The following is a 19,306-nucleotide window of genomic DNA, read 5'->3' on the forward strand; positions in this document are numbered from 1 at the left end:
TGCTTCACGTGGAATGCGAGTTGCACACCCAAACACAGTCTTTGTGAACGATTAACCGACAACTTTCTTGGAGACTTCGAGAGGGCCGAGACAATGAAAACAGTGACTACAGAACGATTGAAAACGCTGAAAGCTGAAAATAAAGACTTTTTGCTTGTCAACACGCTTGATGCAAAGCATTTCGCACAGACCCGAATCCCCGACTCAATCAATATCCCATTGTCCCAAGGGGGATTCACCGACAAGGTTCTCAACACGGCGGGATCCAAACAAAAGCTCGTCGTGGTGTACTGTGCCAGCGATGACTGCGACTCTTCCACGAAGGCCGCAAAAGAACTCGATGACGCGGGGTTCAACGTTGCAGATTACGAAGGCGGCGCGGCGGCCTGGAAAGCGTCCGGTGAACCACTCGCGGTTTGAGGGAAATGCGATGTTTGTGAAAGAAAAGAAAACCGGTCACCTGATTCGGGTAACGCAGGCCGACAAGCTGGAAAGCCCCTTGGAAGCAGAGGTCACGGGCCGAATCCAGGCCGGCGAAGAGGAGCAAGATGAAGCTCGGTTCGCCAAATCGGACCTCGCATTCCCATCCGGTGAATCACTACCGAAATGCTGGACGGATGCGAACTACCAGCTTCATCGGTGAATTGCCGTTGGCACGCAACAGCCGCACTCCGGTGGTCTCGCAAATAGGCTGGTGCGATGTCACTCGGAACGTCGATTGGTTGAGTGCAACTTTGGCCCGCATCTTAAGGTCTCTCCCTCTGGCAGAGACGGCGTTTGCGCAGCAAGCAAACGCCAGAGAGGGCCCGCGCCAGCAGAGTCGCTTCTGCCCCGGAACTCGAGAGTCTTGGCGACTTCCGCAACAAACAAACTCGGCACTTCAACAGTCGACGCCCCCGTGGCAGCCGACGTCATCGGACAAGACGCGATCGGTCGCGTCTGCAATCACCGGGATTCATCAAGTGTAAATCCGATCTTGACCGTCACTTGCCAATGTTCGATCTTTCCGTCGCTGATGTTGCCGCGAGTTTCAGCAACTTCGAACCAGCGCATGCCATGCACACTTTTGGCGGCGCGTGCGATCGCGTTCTCGACGGCATCTTCGATCGACTTCGTCGATGAACCAACAATTTCAATCTTCTTGTAGACGTGATCGGACATGATCAGGACTCCCAAGGTGGAAGAATCGGATTCGTTACTGCTCGTGGAATCGGCCGCAATCGCCATGCCATTGTAGCGGACGATTTTGGGGGGAGCGACGCCGCGTTTTATGGTGTGCGCGCAAATGCAGCCCAGGGTGTGTATCATTGGGTGCCGCGTTCGTTGTCCAGCATGGAGTCCAAAGTATGAATGATTCTTCAGCCCCGGTTGTCGTCGAGCAATCGTTTGACGCTTCCACCGAATTGGTCTGGAAGGCCATCACGGAACGGGAACACATGGTTCAGTGGTTCTTTGAGAACATTCTTGAATTCCGAGCCGAGCCTGGGTTCGAGACCCAGTTCGACATCGACACCGGCAGTCGAGTTTTTCGGCATCTGTGGAAGATCACCGAAGTCATCCCGAAACAGAAGATTGTTTATGATTGGCGATACGAAGGTTTTACGGGCCAGGGCAAGGTGACCTTCGAAGTTTTTGAGGAGGCCGAGGGTTCGAAACTGCGGGTGACCAACGAAGGCATCGAGTCGTTCCCCAATGACATCCCCGAATTCACGCGCGAGAGTTGTGAAGACGGGTGGACGTATCTGCTGCAAACCAGCTTGAAGCAATACCTGGACGGCTGAGGCCTCCAACGTGCTGCAACACTTAACAAGTGGTGAAAGATGATTCGCAACGTCGTCGCCATCGTCGCAGGTCTGGTCGCCGGCAGCATGTTCAACATGGCCCTGGTCAGCGTGTCCCATGTCGTGTATCCGTTGCCCGACGGGATCGACTCGAACGACTTCGAAGCATTTCGCACTTATGTCGAAGACAGCGGGATGCCGACCGGCGCGTTATTGATCGTGTTGGCCGCCCATGCCGGTGGCAGCTTTGTCAGCGGTCTGGTGTGCGGATTGATTGCGAAACGAAATTGGTACATCGCAGCTGGGGCGATGGGCATTCTGTGGATGTGCGGGGGCATCAGCATGTTGATGATGCTTCCGGCCCCGATGTGGTTTGCGGTCGTGGACACCATTTTGTACATCCCCGCGGCGCTGCTGGGTGTTAAGCTGGGCGGCGTACGGAACGGCGAAGTGCATCAACCGCCCGCGACAGCCACGAATTAATCTTGCGTTGAATTCCCCAAAAGGCCGATCGAGATGAGATCCTGTGTTTTATTCGCCTTGCTTGTTCCGGTTGCGATGGTACTTGCCGCCCAGTCACCTTCCGGTGACGGCTATTTTGGGCCGGCCGATGACGACGGATTTCGCCCGGTTTTTGACGGCAAATCGCTGGCAGGTTGGTCGTGCGTCGACATGAGTTACTGGTCCGTTCGCGACGGAGCCCTGACGGGTGAATCGACCGCGGAGAACCCCTGCACCAAGAACAAGTTTCTGGTCTGGCAGGGCGGTGAACTGTCGGATTTTGAGCTGAAATTGAGATTCCGCGTTCAAGGCAACGGCTGCAACTCCGGCGTGCAGTTCCGCAGCGTCTTTCGACCCGATGGCTTGGCCGTCGGATACCAAGCCGACATCTACAACAGTGGTCCGTACCTGGGCGGGGTCTGTGACGAAATGCACGATCGCGAAGGCCCGGAACTGCTGAGCGCCAATGGAAAAAAATCTGTCATCGACAAGGCCGGCAATCGAACCGCCACTGACATCGGCCCCCAGGTTAAAATGAATCCCTGGCCCGAATGGAACGATTACCACATCATCGCCAAAGGTACCCGGATCACGCTGCGGATCAACGGTCAGACGGCGTCACAGTTGATCGACGAAGAAGAAGCCCACCTTGATTTGAAGGGAATGCTCGGTTTGCAATTGAGATCCGGCAAACCCATGACGGTCCAGTTCAAAGAAATTGTCGTTCGTGATTGACGCGGTGACGTCTGAAAGAATCGCCGAGCGACCTCCCTCCTGTCCGCCCCGCCGAAGAACCTTCCATGATCCGTGTCTCGACGTTGCTTCTTTGCGTGTCGTGTCTGTGTGCAAACGCACTCGCCCAGCAGCTCGACACGCCGCACGCGATCAACACGCAAGCCGCAGGCGAACACCCACCATCGGCATCCGAGGCAGCCGATCGGATCGAGGTCCCTACCGGTTTTGGCGTCACGTTGTTTGCCGGTGAACCCGATGTTCATCAACCGATCGCGATGGAGATCGATGATCGTGGCCGATTGTGGGTTGCAGAATGTTACACCTATGAAGGCAGCGAGTATGACCTGAACAAGCGGGACCGCATTTTGATCTTTGATGACACCGATGGTGACGGACGATTCGATCGGCGGAAGATCTTTTGGGACCAGGGCCAGCGGTTGACCGGATTGACGCTCGGATTTGGCGGTGTTTGGATCACCAGCGCGCCGAACTTGCTGTTCTTGCCCGACCGCGATCACGATGATCGGCCCGACGGTCCGCCGCAAGTCATGCTGGAAGGGTTCAGCGTGTTGGCGCGGCACAATATGGTCAACGGTTTGCGGTGGGGACCCGACGGATGGCTGTACGGTCGACACGGAATCACGGACACCTCCCACGTCGGCACCCCCGAGACGCCGCTGGGCAAACGCACGCCGCTGAACTGTTCGATTTGGCGGTTTCATCCCCAACGGCATGTCTTTCAGGTCGTCACCCATGGGACGACGAATCCTTGGGGGCTGGATTACGATGATCACGGCCAATGGTTCTTTACCAACAATGTGATCAATCATCTGTGGCACGTGATTCCCGGTGCCCATTACGAACGCATGCACGGTGCGGACTTCAATCCGCATCTGTACGGATTGATCGAACCCACCGCGGACCACTTTCACTGGGACACTGCCGGCGGAGTCGGCGATTCGGACAACAAGAATCGCAAACAGTACGACGGGCGTCATGACGACCACGGCGGCGGCCATTCGCATTGCGGAGGCATGATCTATCTGGGCGACAATTGGCCGGCGGAGTATCGCGGGCGGATGCTGATGTGCAACACGCACGGACGACGGGTCAACGTCGACCGCTTGGTACGCCGCGGCAACAGCTACGCCGGCGAGCACGAAGCCGATTTCCTCATTGCCAACAACCCGTGGTTTCGCGGTGTCGAATTAAAGTACGGCCCCGACGGAGGCGTTTTTTTGACCGACTGGTCGGATCTGGGGGAATGCCATGACCGTGACGGTGTGCATCGGACGAGCGGGCGAATTTATAAGATCACCTACGGGGAATCGCAGCCGCAACGTCCCGATCTAAGTCAGTCGTCCGACACGGAATTGGTGCACTGTCAGCTGCACCGCAATGACTGGTTCGTCCGTCATGCCCGGCGCCGACTGCAGGAGCGCCACGTGGCAGGTGAAGATCTGTCGCAAGCGGCGGACGCGTTGCGTGCGATCGTTGCGGATCACCCCGACGTCACGCGACGGTTGCGCGCGATGTGGGCCTTGTACAGCATCGACGCGGCAGGTGCCGATTGGTTGGTCGGTCAATTGAACGATCCATCCGAACACGTTCGCAGTTGGGCGGTTCGTTTGCTGGTCGATCGAGGTCACCCGGGGGCGGAAACGGCTGCGCGATTGGCCGAACAGAGCGAGCATGAAGGCTCGGGCTTGGTTCGACTCGCGTTGGCGTCGGCCCTGCAACAGCTCGATCTTGCGGATCGTTGGCCGATCGCCCATCAACTCAGTCAATTTGCGGCAGATGCCAACGATCGCGTCCAACCGCTGATGATTTGGTACGGAATCGAACCGGCGATCACGAGCGATCCGGAACGAGCACTCCGATTGGCGTTGGCGACAAAAATCCCGTTGCTCCGGGAGTACGTCGCGCGTCGCTTGGGTTCGTCGATCGACCACCAGTCGTTGATCGTCGAAGCGTTGATCGATCAGGCTTCGACGTCCGACGTGGAGCACGCGTCGGACTATCTTTCCGGGTTGGCCGCGGCATTGAAAGGCCGGAATCGGGTCGCGCCGCCGGCGAATTGGCAGGTAGCGACAAGGGTCTGGGCAACGATGAACGACGCCACGGTTACGGAACTAACTCGCGAGTTGTCGGTCGTGTTCGGTGACGGCCGAGCCGTGGACGAATTGCTGGCGATCGCCAAAGACACCGCTGTCGGCCCGTCGGCGCGGCGGGATGCGTTGTCGGTGGTGTTGGAAAGCCGGCCAAAAGGATTGTCGCCGACGCTGCTGAAACTAAAGTCCGATCGGGTCGTCGGAGCGTTGGCGATCAAGGGCTTGGCTCGCTACGAGGAGCCGCAGATCGGGAAACAGTTGCTGAGCTACTATCACAACGCGAAACACGAACACCGCCCCGCGATCATTAGCACATTGGCGTCGCGTGCCAGTTACGCGGCGCTGCTGCTTGCCGCCGTCGAGGCGGGCACGATCGATCGTCGGGATATCTCCGCAGCGGTCGCCGGCAACATCGCAGGACACGGCGACCAGGCGTTGACGGAGAAGTTGGCAGAGCTTTGGGGGGCGGTCCAGACCAGCCCCAAGGAAAAGCTTGAGTTGATCGAATCTTACCGTGCTCGATTGACGCCAACGCATTTGGCCGAAGCGGATCTGGCGGCCGGTCGACGGGTGTTCGCAAAGGTCTGCGGCACTTGCCACAAGATGTTCGGCGAAGGAAAATCCGTCGGACCGGATCTAACCGGATCCAATCGTGATAATTTGAGCTACTTGCTGGAAAACATCATCGATCCCAGTCGCATCGTCCCGGCCGCGTTGCGACAGTCCGCGGTCTTGTTGTCCGATGGCCGCGTGATCAGCGGGTGTATCACCCGGCAAGACGAGCATACCGTGACGATCCAAACGATTGATGACGTGCAGCGTGTCTCCCGCGAAGACGTCGAGCGGATCCGCCCATTGACGCAAAGCTTGATGCCCGACGGAATCCTGCAACCGCTTACGGAGACACAAGTCCGCGACCTCTTCGCGTTTCTGCAATCCAACACCGCCCCTCCCGACAGGAAATAGGAATCCACAATGAAACCCGTTCTCCATGCCGCCTTGCTCGCGCCGCTGCTGTTGTTGTCGCAAGCTTGGTTTGTGGTGTCCTGTAACGCTGCAGACCAGCCCAACTTCATCGTTTTTCTGGCGGACGATCTCGGTTGGGGCGACCTGGGATGCTACGGACACCCGATAATCCAGACGCCAAACCTGGACCGATTCGCGTCCGAAGGAGTGCGTTTCACACAGGCTTATGCCGCATGCGGAGTTTGCTCGCCGAGTCGTTCATCGATTTTGACCGGCCGCACTCCCTATCGAAACGGCGTCTGGCGTTGGCTGCCGGTGGGCAACGAGGCCCATTTGCGGGAGAGCGAAATCACGATCCCGGAGACCCTGCGCCCGCTCGGTTATCAAACCATGCACAGCGGCAAGTGGCATTTGAACGGCTATTTTAATAGCGACGAACAACCGCAGCCGGACGATCACGGATACGACTGGTGGTTCGCGACGCAGAACAACGCCTCGCCGTCGCATAAGGATCCGATCAACTTCGTTCGCAACCGAAAGGCGGTCGGCCCGCTCGAAGGCTTCTCGGCTCCACTGGTTGCCGAAGAAGCGTCGTCGTGGTTGAAGCAGCAGCGCGATCCGAACCGACCGTTTTTCATCACCGTTTGGACTCACGAACCGCACCTGCCGATCGAAAGCGATCCGAAGTTTCAGCAACTGTACCGCGAGATCGACAATCCCGGCGTTCGGCAGCACCACGGCAACGTCACGCAACTGGACCATGCGTTCGGCAACTTGATGAAGACGGTCGATGAACTCGGATTGCGCGACAACACGTTCGTGATTTTCACCAGCGACAACGGGCCGGAAGGATCTGGCAAAGGCAACCTGAAGAATCCGCAATCCCAACAGAATCGCACGTGGGGTTCCACGGGAGGCTTGCGTGGTCGCAAACGCGACAGCCACGAAGGCGGCATTCGTGTGCCGGGGATCGTCCGTTGGCCTGGAAAGATCCGGCCGGGCACGGTCAGCGACGTTCCCGTCATCGGCTCGGACATCTTCACGACGGTGTTGGAGATCGCCGGCGCGCCGGTGCCGAGTGACCGCACGATCGATGGCGTGAACCTGTTGCCGGCTTGCGAGGGCAAAGAACTCGAGCGCCCCGTGCCGCTATTCTGGCGCACCCACATCGCCCCTCCGGCCAGTCATGCGGCGATGCGGATCGGCGATTGGAAGATCGTTGCCGACCAAAAATTGGAGCGGTTCCAGCTGTACAAAATCGCCAAGGACTGGAAAGAAGAGCACGATCTGGCCGATCAGATGCCCGAGAAGTTGGCGGAGATGAAAGCGAAGTTCATGGAAGTCTGGGAAGGCGTCGAGTATGAAGGGCCCAAAGAATGGTGGATCAACCAGCCCGATGGCGGCAAGCGCAAGAAAGGCCCCAAATTGTCCGAAGGCACCGATAAAACCGGAGACTTTGACGTGGTCAAGGGCGCGACGGTTTCCCGCGGCGAGCTCGGCTACCTGTTGGACAGCGGTCAAAGCGAAGGGTTTGCGCTTCAAAAGCTGGACGCTCCGGTTCAGGAATCCGCGACCTTTCGAATCCAATACCGCTCGGCGACCGACAGCGTGACCCAAAACGCCTGCTTCTGTTTCGGGGCGGAACCGGTGAACGATCGCTTGCATAAAGCCGGCACGTTGATCGGGATGGGCCGCCACGGGGCGTTTGACGGCAGCTGGGCAAATGTCGGCATCGGCGCGAGCAAACAGGGTAACTTTGCTTCCACGGACACATTCGACGCCACGGTGACGATCGATTTGGACCATGGCAAGTTGATCTTGAAGGTCAACGACACGCGGATCGAACATCAATTGCCCAGCAACTTGGAAAGCGTCGACTACGTCGGCATTTACGCCAAGAACACCAAAGCGGAGTTCTCCGAGATCACGCGCGTGAAGTGATCACCATGCGAACGTTAGCAACGATCTGTCCGATCATCCGATCGGCGTTGCGATGCCCTGGTCGAACTGGTCGATCTGCATCCGACGCTCAGCGAACTGGCAGGATTGCCGATCCACGCCGGTGCACAGGGGGGAGAGCTTTGCCGCCAATGTCCGCGACCCAGTCGCCGCGGGCCAGGAGATCGCGATCAGCCAATATCCCAAGGCCGGTTACATGGGCTATACGATTCGGACCAAGACGCACCGCTACACCGAATGGCGACCGGTAAACGCGACCGACGAAGACGCGGCGTTTCGCGAGTTGTACGCCTACGGAAGCGACGGGGTCGAACGTGTAAATCTCGCCGACCGACCGGAGCATCACGCGGTCCAAGAAACGCTCAAGCAGCGGCTGGATCAAGCGATTGCCTCGGCTACCGGGGCCACGCCTGCATCAGCCAAACGCTAGGCTTTGTCCCTAAGCCTGTAGCGGAAGCCGCCAAGGCTTTCGACGCGCAGCAGTTCACACGGGAAAAGCCGGAATTCTTGGCGAATTCCGCTACCACATACGACTCTTGCCGGGTTTAGGGACAAAGCTTAGCCGTCCATCTCGCGTTAAGAGTCGAGTAAACGTAGGACGCAATCCGAATGGACTCGTCGCCTCGTCCACTACCCGGAAACCAAGCTGCGGCGGAATCCCAGAGCCTCGACCAAGCACTCTCCTCTGGATGCGGCGTCGAGGGTTTTGCTAGGTTCGCGACAAAACGACCAGAACCAAGCGTCTCCCGCACGTCCCGGGAGGATTTCGCGGCTGCGGGCAAAGGATTGCAATGAGCGACTACGATCAACACCCCGGTGGCGGATTCAGTAGCGTCGACGGTTACAACGACCCTGCGGGATCGCAAGCCGAAGAGATGCGGCGGATGCAGGAAGACGAGCTGAACCGGCAGCGTCAGGAGCAAGCCGCCGCCGATGCCGCCGCGGCAGCGGAGCAAGCCGCAGCCGAGCAGGCCGCAGCACAGCAAGCGGCCCAACAACGAACGCTCAGCCGAACGGATCGCAACGAGCGTTGCGGCGCGGCCGGTCGGCAGTCGACGAGGTCGACCGGCGGCACGAGCAACGCCTCGCGAGCGTCCCGATCGACCCGACCGGCGGGGCCGAGCGACTGGAACCCAGCGTTCGCAACCTTGGGGTTCATCGCGGCCGGGCTTTGGGGAATGGGGCTTTTGGAAGGAGACGGTCGATTGTTCAGCGGGGTGGTCACGGGGCTGGTCGGCGGCTACATCGCCGGGCACTACTACAAGATGCTGATCGCCGCGACGTTGGTCGGGGGCGGTTGGTGGTTGATCAGCCAGCACGAAGCCGCGAAATCGCGATCCGAAAAAACGTTGGTGACGGCAGCCGACGTCACATCCACACCGCGCCCCGCGTTGGATACACCAGCACGGCCTGCGACGAGTCCTCGCAAATCGGTCGACGCCCGGTTTGCAAAGTCGACGCTGAAGACTCCGCGACAAACACTAGCGACTCGATCTTCCTCGACCGACACGCCCGAGTTGCTGCAACGCCCGCATCAAGAGTTGGTCACCGATCCGTCGCGGATGCGAGCGTTTCGGCAATCAATGTTGGACTTTGAAACGCGAACCGGCAAGTCGTTTTTGAACGATCACCGATCGATGAAACCGGCAATGCGGACGCACTTTGACTACTTCGCCTGCTACGCCGACGGCGAACTTCAAGATGGTCAAGAAACGATCCCCGAACTGCAGCCGATCCAAGGGGTCTGGGACTATCGCAGTCCGCAATTGTGGGAGTTGGATTTGATCGCCACGGTCGATCAACACTTTCTCTTCAAATCGACGCGGGCCAACGGGACCAAGCGTGATGGCGTCTTTCGAACCTACAGCGGTGACGGCCTGTGTTATCAACCGATGACGCGTCCGCTCCGTCGCTCCGGGGCCACGTACGCTGACTTTCAATTGCCGGTCCGCGGCGGTCGCGTTTGGCGGGAGTTTGCCCGTGCGGTCTATCAGGCAAAGACTGACGCGGAGTTGCTGGCTCTGGACCCGATCAACCAGGCGGTCACCAAGACGCATCAAAGGGTTGCCGGTGCGACGGCCCGTGAAGCATCCCCCGCACAGGCGATGTCGCCCGGCAAGATCCGGCACTGATTCGCCGCCACTGCCATGCCCTCGGTTTCGATCGCAGCGGTGGCGAGCGGCATGTGCGTCCAAGGCAAAGTGATTGACAATGGAGGCAAATTGTTGTCGGCGCTGCGCAGCCCTGCTATTCTGGCGGCACTCCTGCCCCCAGTCGAAGCACCTTGTGGAAATCATCATGAACCGCTGTTTGTTTGCACTTTGTCTGCTGTCGTTATTGGCGATCCGTGAAACGCCCGCGGCGGTGGTGGCGTCGTGGGATTTTAATGACGGCGATCTATTGGTGGATCAAGGTGCGGGAAGCATGTCGGTGGCGTTTCAGCTGAATCCCGGCCTCGTCCAAACCTTTGGAACGGGCACCACGGTGAATGCTCTGAGCGGTGTAGCGGCCGGATCGGCATTTGCATTGGAAGCCGAGCCCGACAACCGAGCCAACTATGACATTCGCTTCGCAGTCGACATGACCGGGCTGGAAGATCTACGGGTCAGCTGGGCGTGGCGCGGGGATCCGTCGTGGCGAATCGGGACCGGAAAGCAATCCACGTTCGGCTGGTCGGCCGATGGGGGCGCGAGCTTCACACAACGCTCTCAAACCACGCCGCCGGACCAGTATTTGACGGTGAATTACGTGTTCCAGGGGAACACGGACGACAACAATCCCGACGTCGTCTTTCAGTTCTTCCAGACCCCGGGCGATCTCACCACCGGGGAACAATTCCTGCTCGACAACGTCACCTTCGAAGCCACCTCGATCGTCGCCGTTCCCGAGCCGTCCGTGTTCGGTTGGTTGACCGGATCGGCCCTCGCCGCCACGCTGCTCTATCGCCGCCGCGCATGACGCCTCGCCCGAAGAATGATCGCATCTTGAAATCGTTTTGCCCCCATTGTTTTGCCACCTTTGCTACAAATGGTTCCGTCGAACGCAACATGACTCCCAGGATCTGGTCCATGGTCCGCCGATCTGGATTATGATTTCTCGTTCGAGATTGCGATTCGTTCACGAGGGACAGCGAGGAATAGGAGATGCGTGGTTTATTGATGTGCCGCCGATGGGGCACGCTGGCGGTCGTCTTGGTGGCGATCGTTTCACGGGCCGTCATTGCACGGGCTGATGAGCGGCCGAACGTTCTGTTGATCACGGCGGACGACCTGGGGCTGCAACTGTCGTGCTACGGGGATTCCTATGCCGACACGCCGAACATCGACCGATTGGCGAACCGATCGGTCCGCTTTCGCACCGCTTACGTCAGCCAAGCGTCGTGCAGCCCCTCGCGTTCGTCGATGTTCACCGGCTTGTACCCCCACGGCAACGGGCAGTACGGATTGCTGAACGCCAATGTCGGGTTTCGCGTCCACGAGCATCTGGTCGACTCGCTGTTGCCCAACGTCTTGAAAGACCACGGCTATCGGACGGGGATCATCGGCAAGCTTCACGTCGGGCCGGAAAAGGAATTCGCGTTTGACGTGCGACACGGCGAAGGATTCGGCAGCCGCGACGTCCGGTTGCAAGTCGATTTTGCACGCAAGTTCCTGCGGCAAGACGACGACGCGCCGTGGTTTCTGATGTTCAATCTGTTCGATCCCCATGTGGCCAGACAGCGAATGCCGGGCGGTCGGCGTGGACCGCAATTCTTTCCCGACACGGTCAAGGGGTTGCCGAAAAACGTGCTCGGCCCTGAGGACGTCGTTCCTTGGCCCTGGCAACAGATCGACACGCCGGAGCAGCGCACCAAGATCGCCGGCTATTACAACTGCGTCCACCGCATCGATGCGGCGATCGGGATGTTGGACGACGTGCTGCAGCAAACCGGCAACTGGGATAACACGCTGGTGGTGTTTCTGGGCGATCACGGTCCGCCGTTCACGCGTGGAAAAACCAGTTGTTACGAATCCGGGCTGCGAGTCCCGTTCCTGGTCCGCTGGCCCGGCATTTCCCAGCCGCATGTTTCCGATCGGCTGGTGAGCAGCGTGGACATCTATCCGACGATCCTGGATGCAGCTGGCATCGAACTGCCGTCACCCCGCCATGGTCGCTCACTGCGAAGCGTCTTGGCAGCGCAGAACGACGCAGCCGATTGGCGGCAAACGCTGGTCGGTGAATTCCACTACCACGGTGCGACACCGTTCTTCCCGCGCCGGGCGATCACCGACGGACGGTACAAGCTGATTAATAACCTGCGAGCCGGTGAAGCATCCGCGATCGACTCGGTCGACGGAGACAGCGCCTACGCCCAAGCCCAAACGCTGCCCGAAAACCACCCGGCCCGGATCGCGATGGAAAGGCTCAAAAACCCGCCCCAGTGGGAGTTATACGATCTGGAAAATGATCCGATCGAGTTCCACAATCTGGCCGGAGACGCCGACGTTTCCGACGTCCAATCGCGACTTCAGCGTTCGTTGCATCAGTGGCAGAAACAAACGGAAGACCCGTTCGGTGACGTCGAATTCCGGAACACGATCGAACAGCGTTACCAGGCGAAACCGTAATCCAGCGTCCGACACCAGCGAGCGGCACGATTGGACGAGCAAAGGACCAATGCGACAAATAGGACATCTATGTCAGATTGGTCCCATAGGTCCTATTTCCCCTGACCAACAATCGTTGGGGCGTTGTGATCCACTGTCGCAGGCAACGCCAATCTGACACCTCTTTTAAAGCCGCAAGCACCGGCAGCTTCACTCTCCGCGCTGCCGCTGCAACACGGCGGCCGATCGTAGCCGCTTGATCGGCAATTCGGCTTCGGCGGGGACGATCTCCAGCACGGTTTCGTGCGGCAGGTGACGTGCGTCGATGACTTGTTCGGTGCCCGTTCGGATCCGCCATTGCCCGTCGAAGTAACTCATCTCGTTGCGAATGCCGCCGGTGATCCACATGCGTGATGATGGTTCACCGCCATGCAGACGCGATGCGAACGAGACACCGTCAAGTTCGATGCCCGCTGGCAGCGTGATGCCGGCCAGATCGCAAAGGGTCGGGAACCAGTCGGCCATGTCGATCAGGTCGTCGGCTACCGTACCGGACGCGATGGTGCCGGGGCGCCGCACGATCAGTGGGATGTGCGTTCCGGCGTCGTTGAGGTCGCGTTTGCCACCGGACACGGGACCAGCATTCGTTTTGCGGCGCGCTTGCGAATCCGTGCCGTTATCGCCCATGAAAATGACGTACGTCTGGTTGGCGATGCCCAGTTGGTCCACTGCGGCGATGATGCGGCCACACAGGGCGTCCATGTAGTGAATCATCCGGCCCAGGCTCGCCGGCTGGCCGCTGGCACGTTCGGCGGGCGTGTCGATGATCGGCACATGCGGCAGCAGCATGTTGTGGTGAATGTAAAACGGCCGTCCGGCATCGACGGCGGACTTCATCTGGTCGATCACGTAATCGGCCAGCACGTCTGGACCGAAACGATCGGCGATGTCGTCGCGAATCCGGCCGTCGTGGTTCAGACACGGATTCCAATAACGCGTCGTCTTGGCACCCCGCCGCCAGATCTGCCAGACGCACCACGAATCGAAACCGGCGTCGCGACAATGTTCGGGATGAAACTCGAGCGCCGCCAGCTGCCACTTGCCCGTGACCGACGTCGCATACCCGGCCTTGCGTAACAACTGCGGAAACGTCGCAAACCGCTCGCGGAAATCCACCGCCTGCTTCGTCCCGACATGCACCGGCAGGACGTTGTAATAACCATGCTGTGATGCATACGTTCCCGTGTACAGACTCATCCGCGACGGCGTGCAGACGGGGCTCGTGTACGCCCGTTTGAACCGCATGCCGCCAGCGGCCAGACGGTCCAAGTGCGGCGTCTGGAAATCCTGTCCGCCGTAGCACCCCAATGTTTCGTACCCCAGGTCATCGGCAAACAGCAGCAGGATGTTCGGGGGATCGGATTCGGTCTGCGCGTGCAGGGCGGCGGAAAACAGAACGGCAAGGAGGAGGGTGGGGGCGGATGCCTTCATTGGATTGCCAATTATCGATAGTCGAATTGGACGGTTGCGATGGTTTGCGTGTCACAAACGGCTCGAATCCAACACGCCGAAAACCCTTTGGGGAACGGATATCGTAGCGGCTTTCCGGCGGGGACGTCGAAACGTTTGTGGTCCACCCAGCGACCGTCGCCATCCAAGTCGATCTGCAGGGTCATGGTGACCGCCACGGTGGCATCGTGCGACATCGTGACTGTCTTGTCGTCATAGCCCTTGATCAGGTAGGGATCCGATGGAATTTCCGGCTTGACGTGGGTGTTCCGCCATGGACCGCCGCTGCCGGTTGGCTTTCCCAGTTTCCAGAGGTCGTCGATTCCGCCGAACCAGAGCCCCATGTTGTGCTTGGCGTCGCGGAAAACGTGGCCATCATTTTCCGCATCCGGTCGGATTCCACACAGCACCAACAACCCGTTCCAGGAGCAGAAATCCGTGATCTGCTTGCTGTGGCTGGACACGGGGCGCATCAGGTTCCATGCCGGCGGCGCGCCGTTGGTGACCAGCGGAATTTCGTAGAACGTCCCATGGATGTTGGCGAGATGGCGTTCGGATTGGACTTCCCGCGAGGCCCGCGGCCAGCGCGATGCGAATGGTTTGTCGTAGGCGGCGTCGCCCTTGGGCAATCGGAATCGTTTCCCGTTACTTGTAACGATGACCGACGCTTCGTCGACCGAGATTTCCGGTTCGACGTGCAGCAGCTTTGCAAGTTTCGCGTCCGCTTCAGCAGGTTCAAACGCGAATCCCGACTTGGTGAACTCAAAGTGCTGTTGATCGCCGCTGATGACACGCAGATTGCGGTTGCGTTTTGCCGGGTAGACGGTACCGGCGAGCGCGTCATCGCCGACCTCGGCAATTCCTGCGAACAATGCCTTGTTCGCCGCCGATTCGCCGTCGACGAATCGGCTGGTTGTTTGGTGCAGGACGGCGGTTGCCACACAGTCGCGGTCCGTCATCAAACGCAGCCACTCCGCGTCAAGGTCCTTGGGAAGCAGCTCGGCGATGGGTTCACCGACAGCCAAATCGATTGTTTTCAGGTCGGTCCAGGAACCGTTGCCTTGCTTGTCAATTTGCAGCGTGACTCGAACCGGAGTTCCGTTGGGGGCCTCTGGGGCGGTCTTTGTGTTCGGCAGCACGACACTGGCTTTTCCGACCGCGGCGGCGGAGTCAACGGATCCGTCCTCGGATCGAACAAATACCAAGTGTGGCGTTCCGAACGCACCCTTGGAGTGTTCGAACACATTGCCCGGGATGGAAACTTTCCCGGCGGGAAACCGGCGAACATAGATCGGGTCCTTGACCTGTTTGTTCCACGTCAACGTCAGGTCGGACGGTTTCCATTCGGGCGGCAGCGTCGATTCGCCACGACCGTCTACCGCCAAGTAGACCGTTGCGGGCTTGTCGAGGATGAATTCGAAACCGGCCGCGGGTTTTCGCCAGTTGCCGCGATCAATGGTGACCCGGGGAAGTCCGGCCAGCAGGTCGGGCAGGTCGCTGATCGGCAGTTGGTCAGCAGTACGCAGGATCGGGGCGGAGGTGGGTTTGATGGGACCGATCGCAAGGTGCAGCATGCGATGATCGAATCCGGCAATCAGGAAAGGGTCGGAGGGCGTGTCGGCCATGACCGCGTCGTCGATCCACGGTCCGCCATAGCCGCTGGCCGGGCCCCAGTGCTTCAGATCGTCGTAGTTTCCGAACCAAAGGTTGCTTTGCGGTTGTCCGGCCAGCGGGTTGCCTTGGATGCTGGTTTCGTCAGTGGCCAGCACCAGTCGTCCGTTCCAATCGCAGAAATCGGGGACATAGCGCAGATGGCTGCCGATCGGTCGGATGCCAGCCGAATTCGTGGCCGAGAACGTCTTGGGAAAATCAAAAAACATCCCGTGCATGTCCATCATCCAGCGGCCGTCGGTGATTTGGCGAATGCGTGGCCACTCGGTGTACCAGCCATGTTGGGCGTCGTTGCAATAGGCGGCTTTGGGCAGCAAGTACGTGTGCCATGTGCCGTTGTCCAGAACCTTCAGCCGCACGCTGCGTCGGTCCCAGCCCATCGTCCAAATCGGATCGTTGCCGTCGCTGCCGCCGGTGATCCCCTTGGGGCCGGTGACTTCGGTGAACTGACGCCGTTCGACGATCCGCCAATTCGTTCCGTCGTATTCCGCCAGCACGCCTTGTTCTTCCGGCGTTTTCGCTTCGCCACCGACCAGGACGTCTTTGTAGTCACCGACGTGCAATTCTCCGTTGTTGGAAATCACCAAACGTCCCTGCGAGGTGTAGCCGCCCTTGCCGTGCCATCCGGGAACCGGTTTCTTGAACAGCCGATTGACTGCCAAGGTGTGCACGTCGGCTTCCCAAATCGAACCTTCCATGTCGATGTAGTAGACCATGTTGGCCGGATCGCTCAGGTGGCGTGCGATGGCCGTCACGCGGATCGGCATGTCCGCCGGCTGGATGGAGCGGACGTTTCCATCGGCGTCGACCAGGTGATGCCCGATCAGCAATTGATTCGATTCCCGGTGAATCATCCGTCCGGCCGGTGTGCCGCCGACGCTTTCGGGATGAATCTTCAGCGGCTTGGTCAGGTCCGGATCGACCGAATACAGCTTGTGCTCGCTGCCCCGAGGCATGTGGGGGGCATAATTGACCATCCACAGCTTGCCGGCCCAGGGGACGATCGCACCGATGCCGCATTCGTTGTGTCCGCTCTTGTCGTGGGCGCCGTTTTGGCTGTAGACGCCGTAGGTCGTCAGGTGCGGGTAGACGCCGCTGATGAACAGGTCGGTGCGGGGACTCTGTTTCGCACCACCGGAGGTCGCGTTCGCAGAACCTTGCCCGGCTTTTGCGATGTCTGACAGAGCGAAAAATGCCAGGCCAGCCGCGACCCAAACCACCCACCAGGCGTTACGTTTGAGCGTGCAAGATTCAATGAAATTTCGTGTCATGGGTGCCTCGGCCTCGCAAGAATGGTCTGTCGGGATAATCCTACAGTGCCGTGGGCGGAGGCTTTGGACAGCCGGCGCAGGGATTTTCACAAAAAAACGCATTCGGTGTCCAAATCGCCGGCGACGGGCACTGTATCGATGTCAGGATCTGCATGGCAAACAGAGAGAAGTCAATGGTTGATGATGATCGAGCCGAACAGTTCATTCAGCTGCTCGCCCAGCACGAGCGTCGTCTGGCTGCGTACGTGCTCACCTTCGTGCCTCGATCGGCCGATGCGGACGACATTCTCCAGGAGACCAAATTGGCGCTGTGGCGTTCGTTCGATCAATTTGAGATCGGAACCAACTTTGGTGCCTGGGCGAGACAGGCGGCGCTGAACCGAATCTTTGATTTCCGCAAGCGAAAGGGGCGTGAGAGCCAACACCTGGTTTTCTCCGATGACTGTTTGCAACAGTTGGCCGACGCGTTTGAACAAGACGCCCCTCGGCGAGAAACGCAGCTGGAACGATTGTCCGACTGTGTCGCCAAACTGTCGCCGAATCACCGTCGGATCCTGTCGCTGCGTTATGGAGAAGGGTTGCAGATGCAAGCCGTTGCTGATCGGATCGATCGCACCGTGCCGGCCACCTACCGCGTTCTCAGCCGGATTCGGCTGGTTTTGCGTGATTGTGTTCGAGGGATTAGTGACGGCGTCCTGCCAGCGTCGGAGTCGGCACGATGAACAACCATGATCGGGAACAGCTTTTTCTGTGGGTCGAAAAGCAACTGGACGATTCGCTGGATCCGGGAGAAAGTGATCAGCTTCAACGCGTGCTGATGGCGAATCCGGAGGCGCGCGAGTTGTACCTTGACTTGATGCAGCAAAACGCCCATTTGCAACTTGAACGTGTTCATCTTTCTGCGGTCGGCAGGGGACCGGTTGTCGCGGAGGATGAGCCCCCGCCGTTACGCGGTCGGCCGGGCCGACGCAACGCGTGGCTGGCCGCGATGATCGGTTTGGCCGCGATGGTCTTGCTGGCGGTGTGGTGGAACTTTCCCGACGACGACGCACCAGCGACCACTCCGTTCGTCGCGCAAATCATCGATTCGTCGGATGCAGAATGGGGCGACAGCACGTTGCCGACAGCGGTCGGGTCGAATCTTCACCGCGGACGACTAAGGATCGAGCGTGGTTTGACCACGATCCGCTTTGCTTCGGGCGCCGAAGTGACGTTGGAATCACCTGCCGAATTGGAAATTCAATCGTCGTTTCGCGGGCGACTGCTGGCGGGAACGGCCGTGGTCCAGGTGCCCGAATCGGCTCATGGATTCACGCTTTCCACACCGACCGCGGTGGCGATTGATCATGGGACCGCGTTCGCCGTGACGATTGAGCGTTCTTCCCAGGTGTCATCGATCGAAGTTCTTGACGGCGAGGTGGAAGTGCAGCATGTCGGATCCGACGCCATGCGTCGCCTGAGCGGTCAGCAACGCGTCGTTGCTACTGTGGCCGGGCTTCGCGATTCGCCAACCCACAGTGGCGAGCCGGAGTTGATGGAAGTGGATCGTTCAGATTCCCAGCATCAAAAGCTGCACCGGATCACCACTGCAGATGGCCGTGGCAGGGACGGTTCGATCAGTCGCAGCCAAGCGGACGAGGTGAAGAACAACAGTCGCGACGGGCTGGTGCTGGTCAAGAACCCATATGACGGGTATGAACGATACAGCCGCAAAGGATACTTCGCCTTTGACCTCGGTTCGCTCAACGGTGATGCGATCGCCACAGCGAAGTTTGTACTCACTTTGCAGCCGAGTGGATTCGGATTTGCAAGCCAAGTGGGTGATTGCGAGTTCGTCGTTTACGGACTGGCCGACGAATCAGGCGACGATTGGTCGCCGCAGACCTTGAACTGGCAGACTGCACCAGCCAACGCCGAGGGGGCTGCTGACGTCGATGCCGGTCGGGCTCGCGAATTAGGTCGATTCGTCGTCCGGCGGGGCAGACAGCACGGCCAGGTTTGGATCGCGGGCGACGCACTGGTCGACTTTTTGAACGCGGACACCAACGGAATCGTGACACTGATTGTCGTTCGCGCAACCAAGGAGCGTTCCCCGGGTGGATTGGTTCACGGCTTCGCCAATCGGTCCAACGCCGTTGCCGCGCCCCCGGCGCTGCTGGTCGGACCGAATTCTCCGTGATGCCGGCTCCTGCTTGACCGTCCGCTATCCTGCTTCG

16 protein-coding genes are annotated in these 19,306 nt (G+C 59.4%); 13 read left to right on the plus strand and 3 right to left on the minus strand.

Translation table 11 applies throughout. From position 1 onward, the window contains the following. Nucleotides 1-117: 117 nt before the first annotated feature. Both Mal15_RS20690 and Mal15_RS20695 read left to right on the plus strand, forming a co-directional pair. Nucleotides 118-420: a rhodanese-like domain-containing protein gene (locus Mal15_RS20690; protein ID WP_233902925.1), complete on the plus strand. Its 303-nt coding sequence runs from the start codon at nucleotides 118-120 to the stop codon at nucleotides 418-420. A gap of 10 nt (nucleotides 421-430) precedes the next feature. Further along, entirely contained in the window at nucleotides 431-643 is a 213-nt protein-coding gene (locus Mal15_RS20695) for an acetyltransferase (RefSeq protein ID WP_147869503.1), read from the plus strand. A gap of 302 nt (nucleotides 644-945) precedes the next feature. Here the strand turns inward: Mal15_RS20695 and Mal15_RS20700 are convergent, their stop codons facing one another. Next, nucleotides 946-1,161, minus strand: a complete 216-nt coding sequence (locus tag Mal15_RS20700) for a dodecin (RefSeq protein WP_147869504.1) — start codon at nucleotides 1,159-1,161, stop codon at nucleotides 946-948. 185 nt (nucleotides 1,162-1,346) lie between these two features. On the opposite strand from Mal15_RS20700, the gene Mal15_RS20705 reads away from it, so the two are divergent. From Mal15_RS20705 to Mal15_RS20745, 9 genes are all read left to right on the plus strand, one after another. Continuing rightward, nucleotides 1,347-1,781 (plus strand): SRPBCC family protein, encoded by a 435-nt coding sequence (locus tag Mal15_RS20705; RefSeq protein WP_147869505.1) that lies wholly within the window; start codon nucleotides 1,347-1,349, stop codon nucleotides 1,779-1,781. Between the two features lie 39 nt (nucleotides 1,782-1,820). Further along, complete coding sequence (locus tag Mal15_RS20710; RefSeq protein ID WP_147869506.1) at nucleotides 1,821-2,264, plus strand: hypothetical protein; 444 nt, start codon at nucleotides 1,821-1,823, stop codon at nucleotides 2,262-2,264. A 33-nt stretch (nucleotides 2,265-2,297) separates the two neighbouring features. Continuing rightward, entirely contained in the window at nucleotides 2,298-3,017 is a 720-nt protein-coding gene (locus Mal15_RS20715) for a 3-keto-disaccharide hydrolase (RefSeq protein ID WP_147869507.1), read from the plus strand. Nucleotides 3,018-3,082: 65 nt separating this feature from the next. After that, nucleotides 3,083-6,094 (plus strand): PVC-type heme-binding CxxCH protein, encoded by a 3,012-nt coding sequence (locus Mal15_RS20720; protein ID WP_147869508.1) that lies wholly within the window; start codon nucleotides 3,083-3,085, stop codon nucleotides 6,092-6,094. A gap of 9 nt (nucleotides 6,095-6,103) precedes the next feature. Continuing rightward, nucleotides 6,104-8,035 (plus strand): sulfatase, encoded by a 1,932-nt coding sequence (locus Mal15_RS20725; RefSeq protein ID WP_147869509.1) that lies wholly within the window; start codon nucleotides 6,104-6,106, stop codon nucleotides 8,033-8,035. 52 nt (nucleotides 8,036-8,087) lie between these two features. After that, nucleotides 8,088-8,483, plus strand: a complete 396-nt coding sequence (locus Mal15_RS20730) for a hypothetical protein (protein ID WP_147869510.1) — start codon at nucleotides 8,088-8,090, stop codon at nucleotides 8,481-8,483. A gap of 361 nt (nucleotides 8,484-8,844) precedes the next feature. Beyond that, on the plus strand, nucleotides 8,845-10,185 hold the full coding sequence (locus Mal15_RS34440) for a hypothetical protein (RefSeq protein WP_199773700.1): 1,341 nt from the start codon (nucleotides 8,845-8,847) through the stop codon (nucleotides 10,183-10,185). A 166-nt stretch (nucleotides 10,186-10,351) separates the two neighbouring features. Beyond that, nucleotides 10,352-11,011, plus strand: coding sequence for a hypothetical protein (locus tag Mal15_RS20740; protein ID WP_147869511.1), 660 nt, complete (start codon nucleotides 10,352-10,354; stop codon nucleotides 11,009-11,011). A gap of 185 nt (nucleotides 11,012-11,196) precedes the next feature. Then, nucleotides 11,197-12,660 carry a sulfatase family protein gene (locus tag Mal15_RS20745; RefSeq protein ID WP_147869512.1) on the plus strand — a complete coding sequence of 488 codons (1,464 nt, stop codon included), beginning with the start codon at nucleotides 11,197-11,199 and terminating at the stop codon, nucleotides 12,658-12,660. 189 nt (nucleotides 12,661-12,849) lie between these two features. Here Mal15_RS20745 and Mal15_RS20750 read toward each other — a convergent pair whose 3' ends face one another. Together Mal15_RS20750 and Mal15_RS20755 are read right to left on the minus strand one after the other, a co-directional pair. Beyond that, a complete protein-coding gene (locus Mal15_RS20750; RefSeq protein ID WP_147869513.1) occupies nucleotides 12,850-14,130 on the minus strand; it encodes a sulfatase-like hydrolase/transferase in 1,281 nt (426 codons plus the stop codon). Between the two features lie 11 nt (nucleotides 14,131-14,141). Beyond that, nucleotides 14,142-17,090, minus strand: a complete 2,949-nt coding sequence (locus Mal15_RS20755; RefSeq protein ID WP_233902926.1) for a hypothetical protein — start codon at nucleotides 17,088-17,090, stop codon at nucleotides 14,142-14,144. 173 nt (nucleotides 17,091-17,263) lie between these two features. Here Mal15_RS20755 and Mal15_RS20760 point away from each other — a divergent pair, with 173 nt between their 5' ends. Continuing rightward, a complete protein-coding gene (locus Mal15_RS20760) occupies nucleotides 17,264-17,812 on the plus strand; it encodes a sigma-70 family RNA polymerase sigma factor (RefSeq protein WP_147869514.1) in 549 nt (182 codons plus the stop codon). Beyond that, complete coding sequence (locus Mal15_RS20765; protein WP_147869515.1) at nucleotides 17,809-19,269, plus strand: FecR domain-containing protein; 1,461 nt, start codon at nucleotides 17,809-17,811, stop codon at nucleotides 19,267-19,269. The genes Mal15_RS20760 and Mal15_RS20765 overlap by 4 nt, the downstream gene beginning before the upstream one ends. Nucleotides 19,270-19,306: the final 37 nt, after the last annotated feature.

It is taken from the genome of Stieleria maiorica (genome assembly GCF_008035925.1).
In the GTDB taxonomy this organism is placed as follows: Bacteria; Planctomycetota; Planctomycetia; order Pirellulales; family Pirellulaceae; genus Stieleria; species Stieleria maiorica.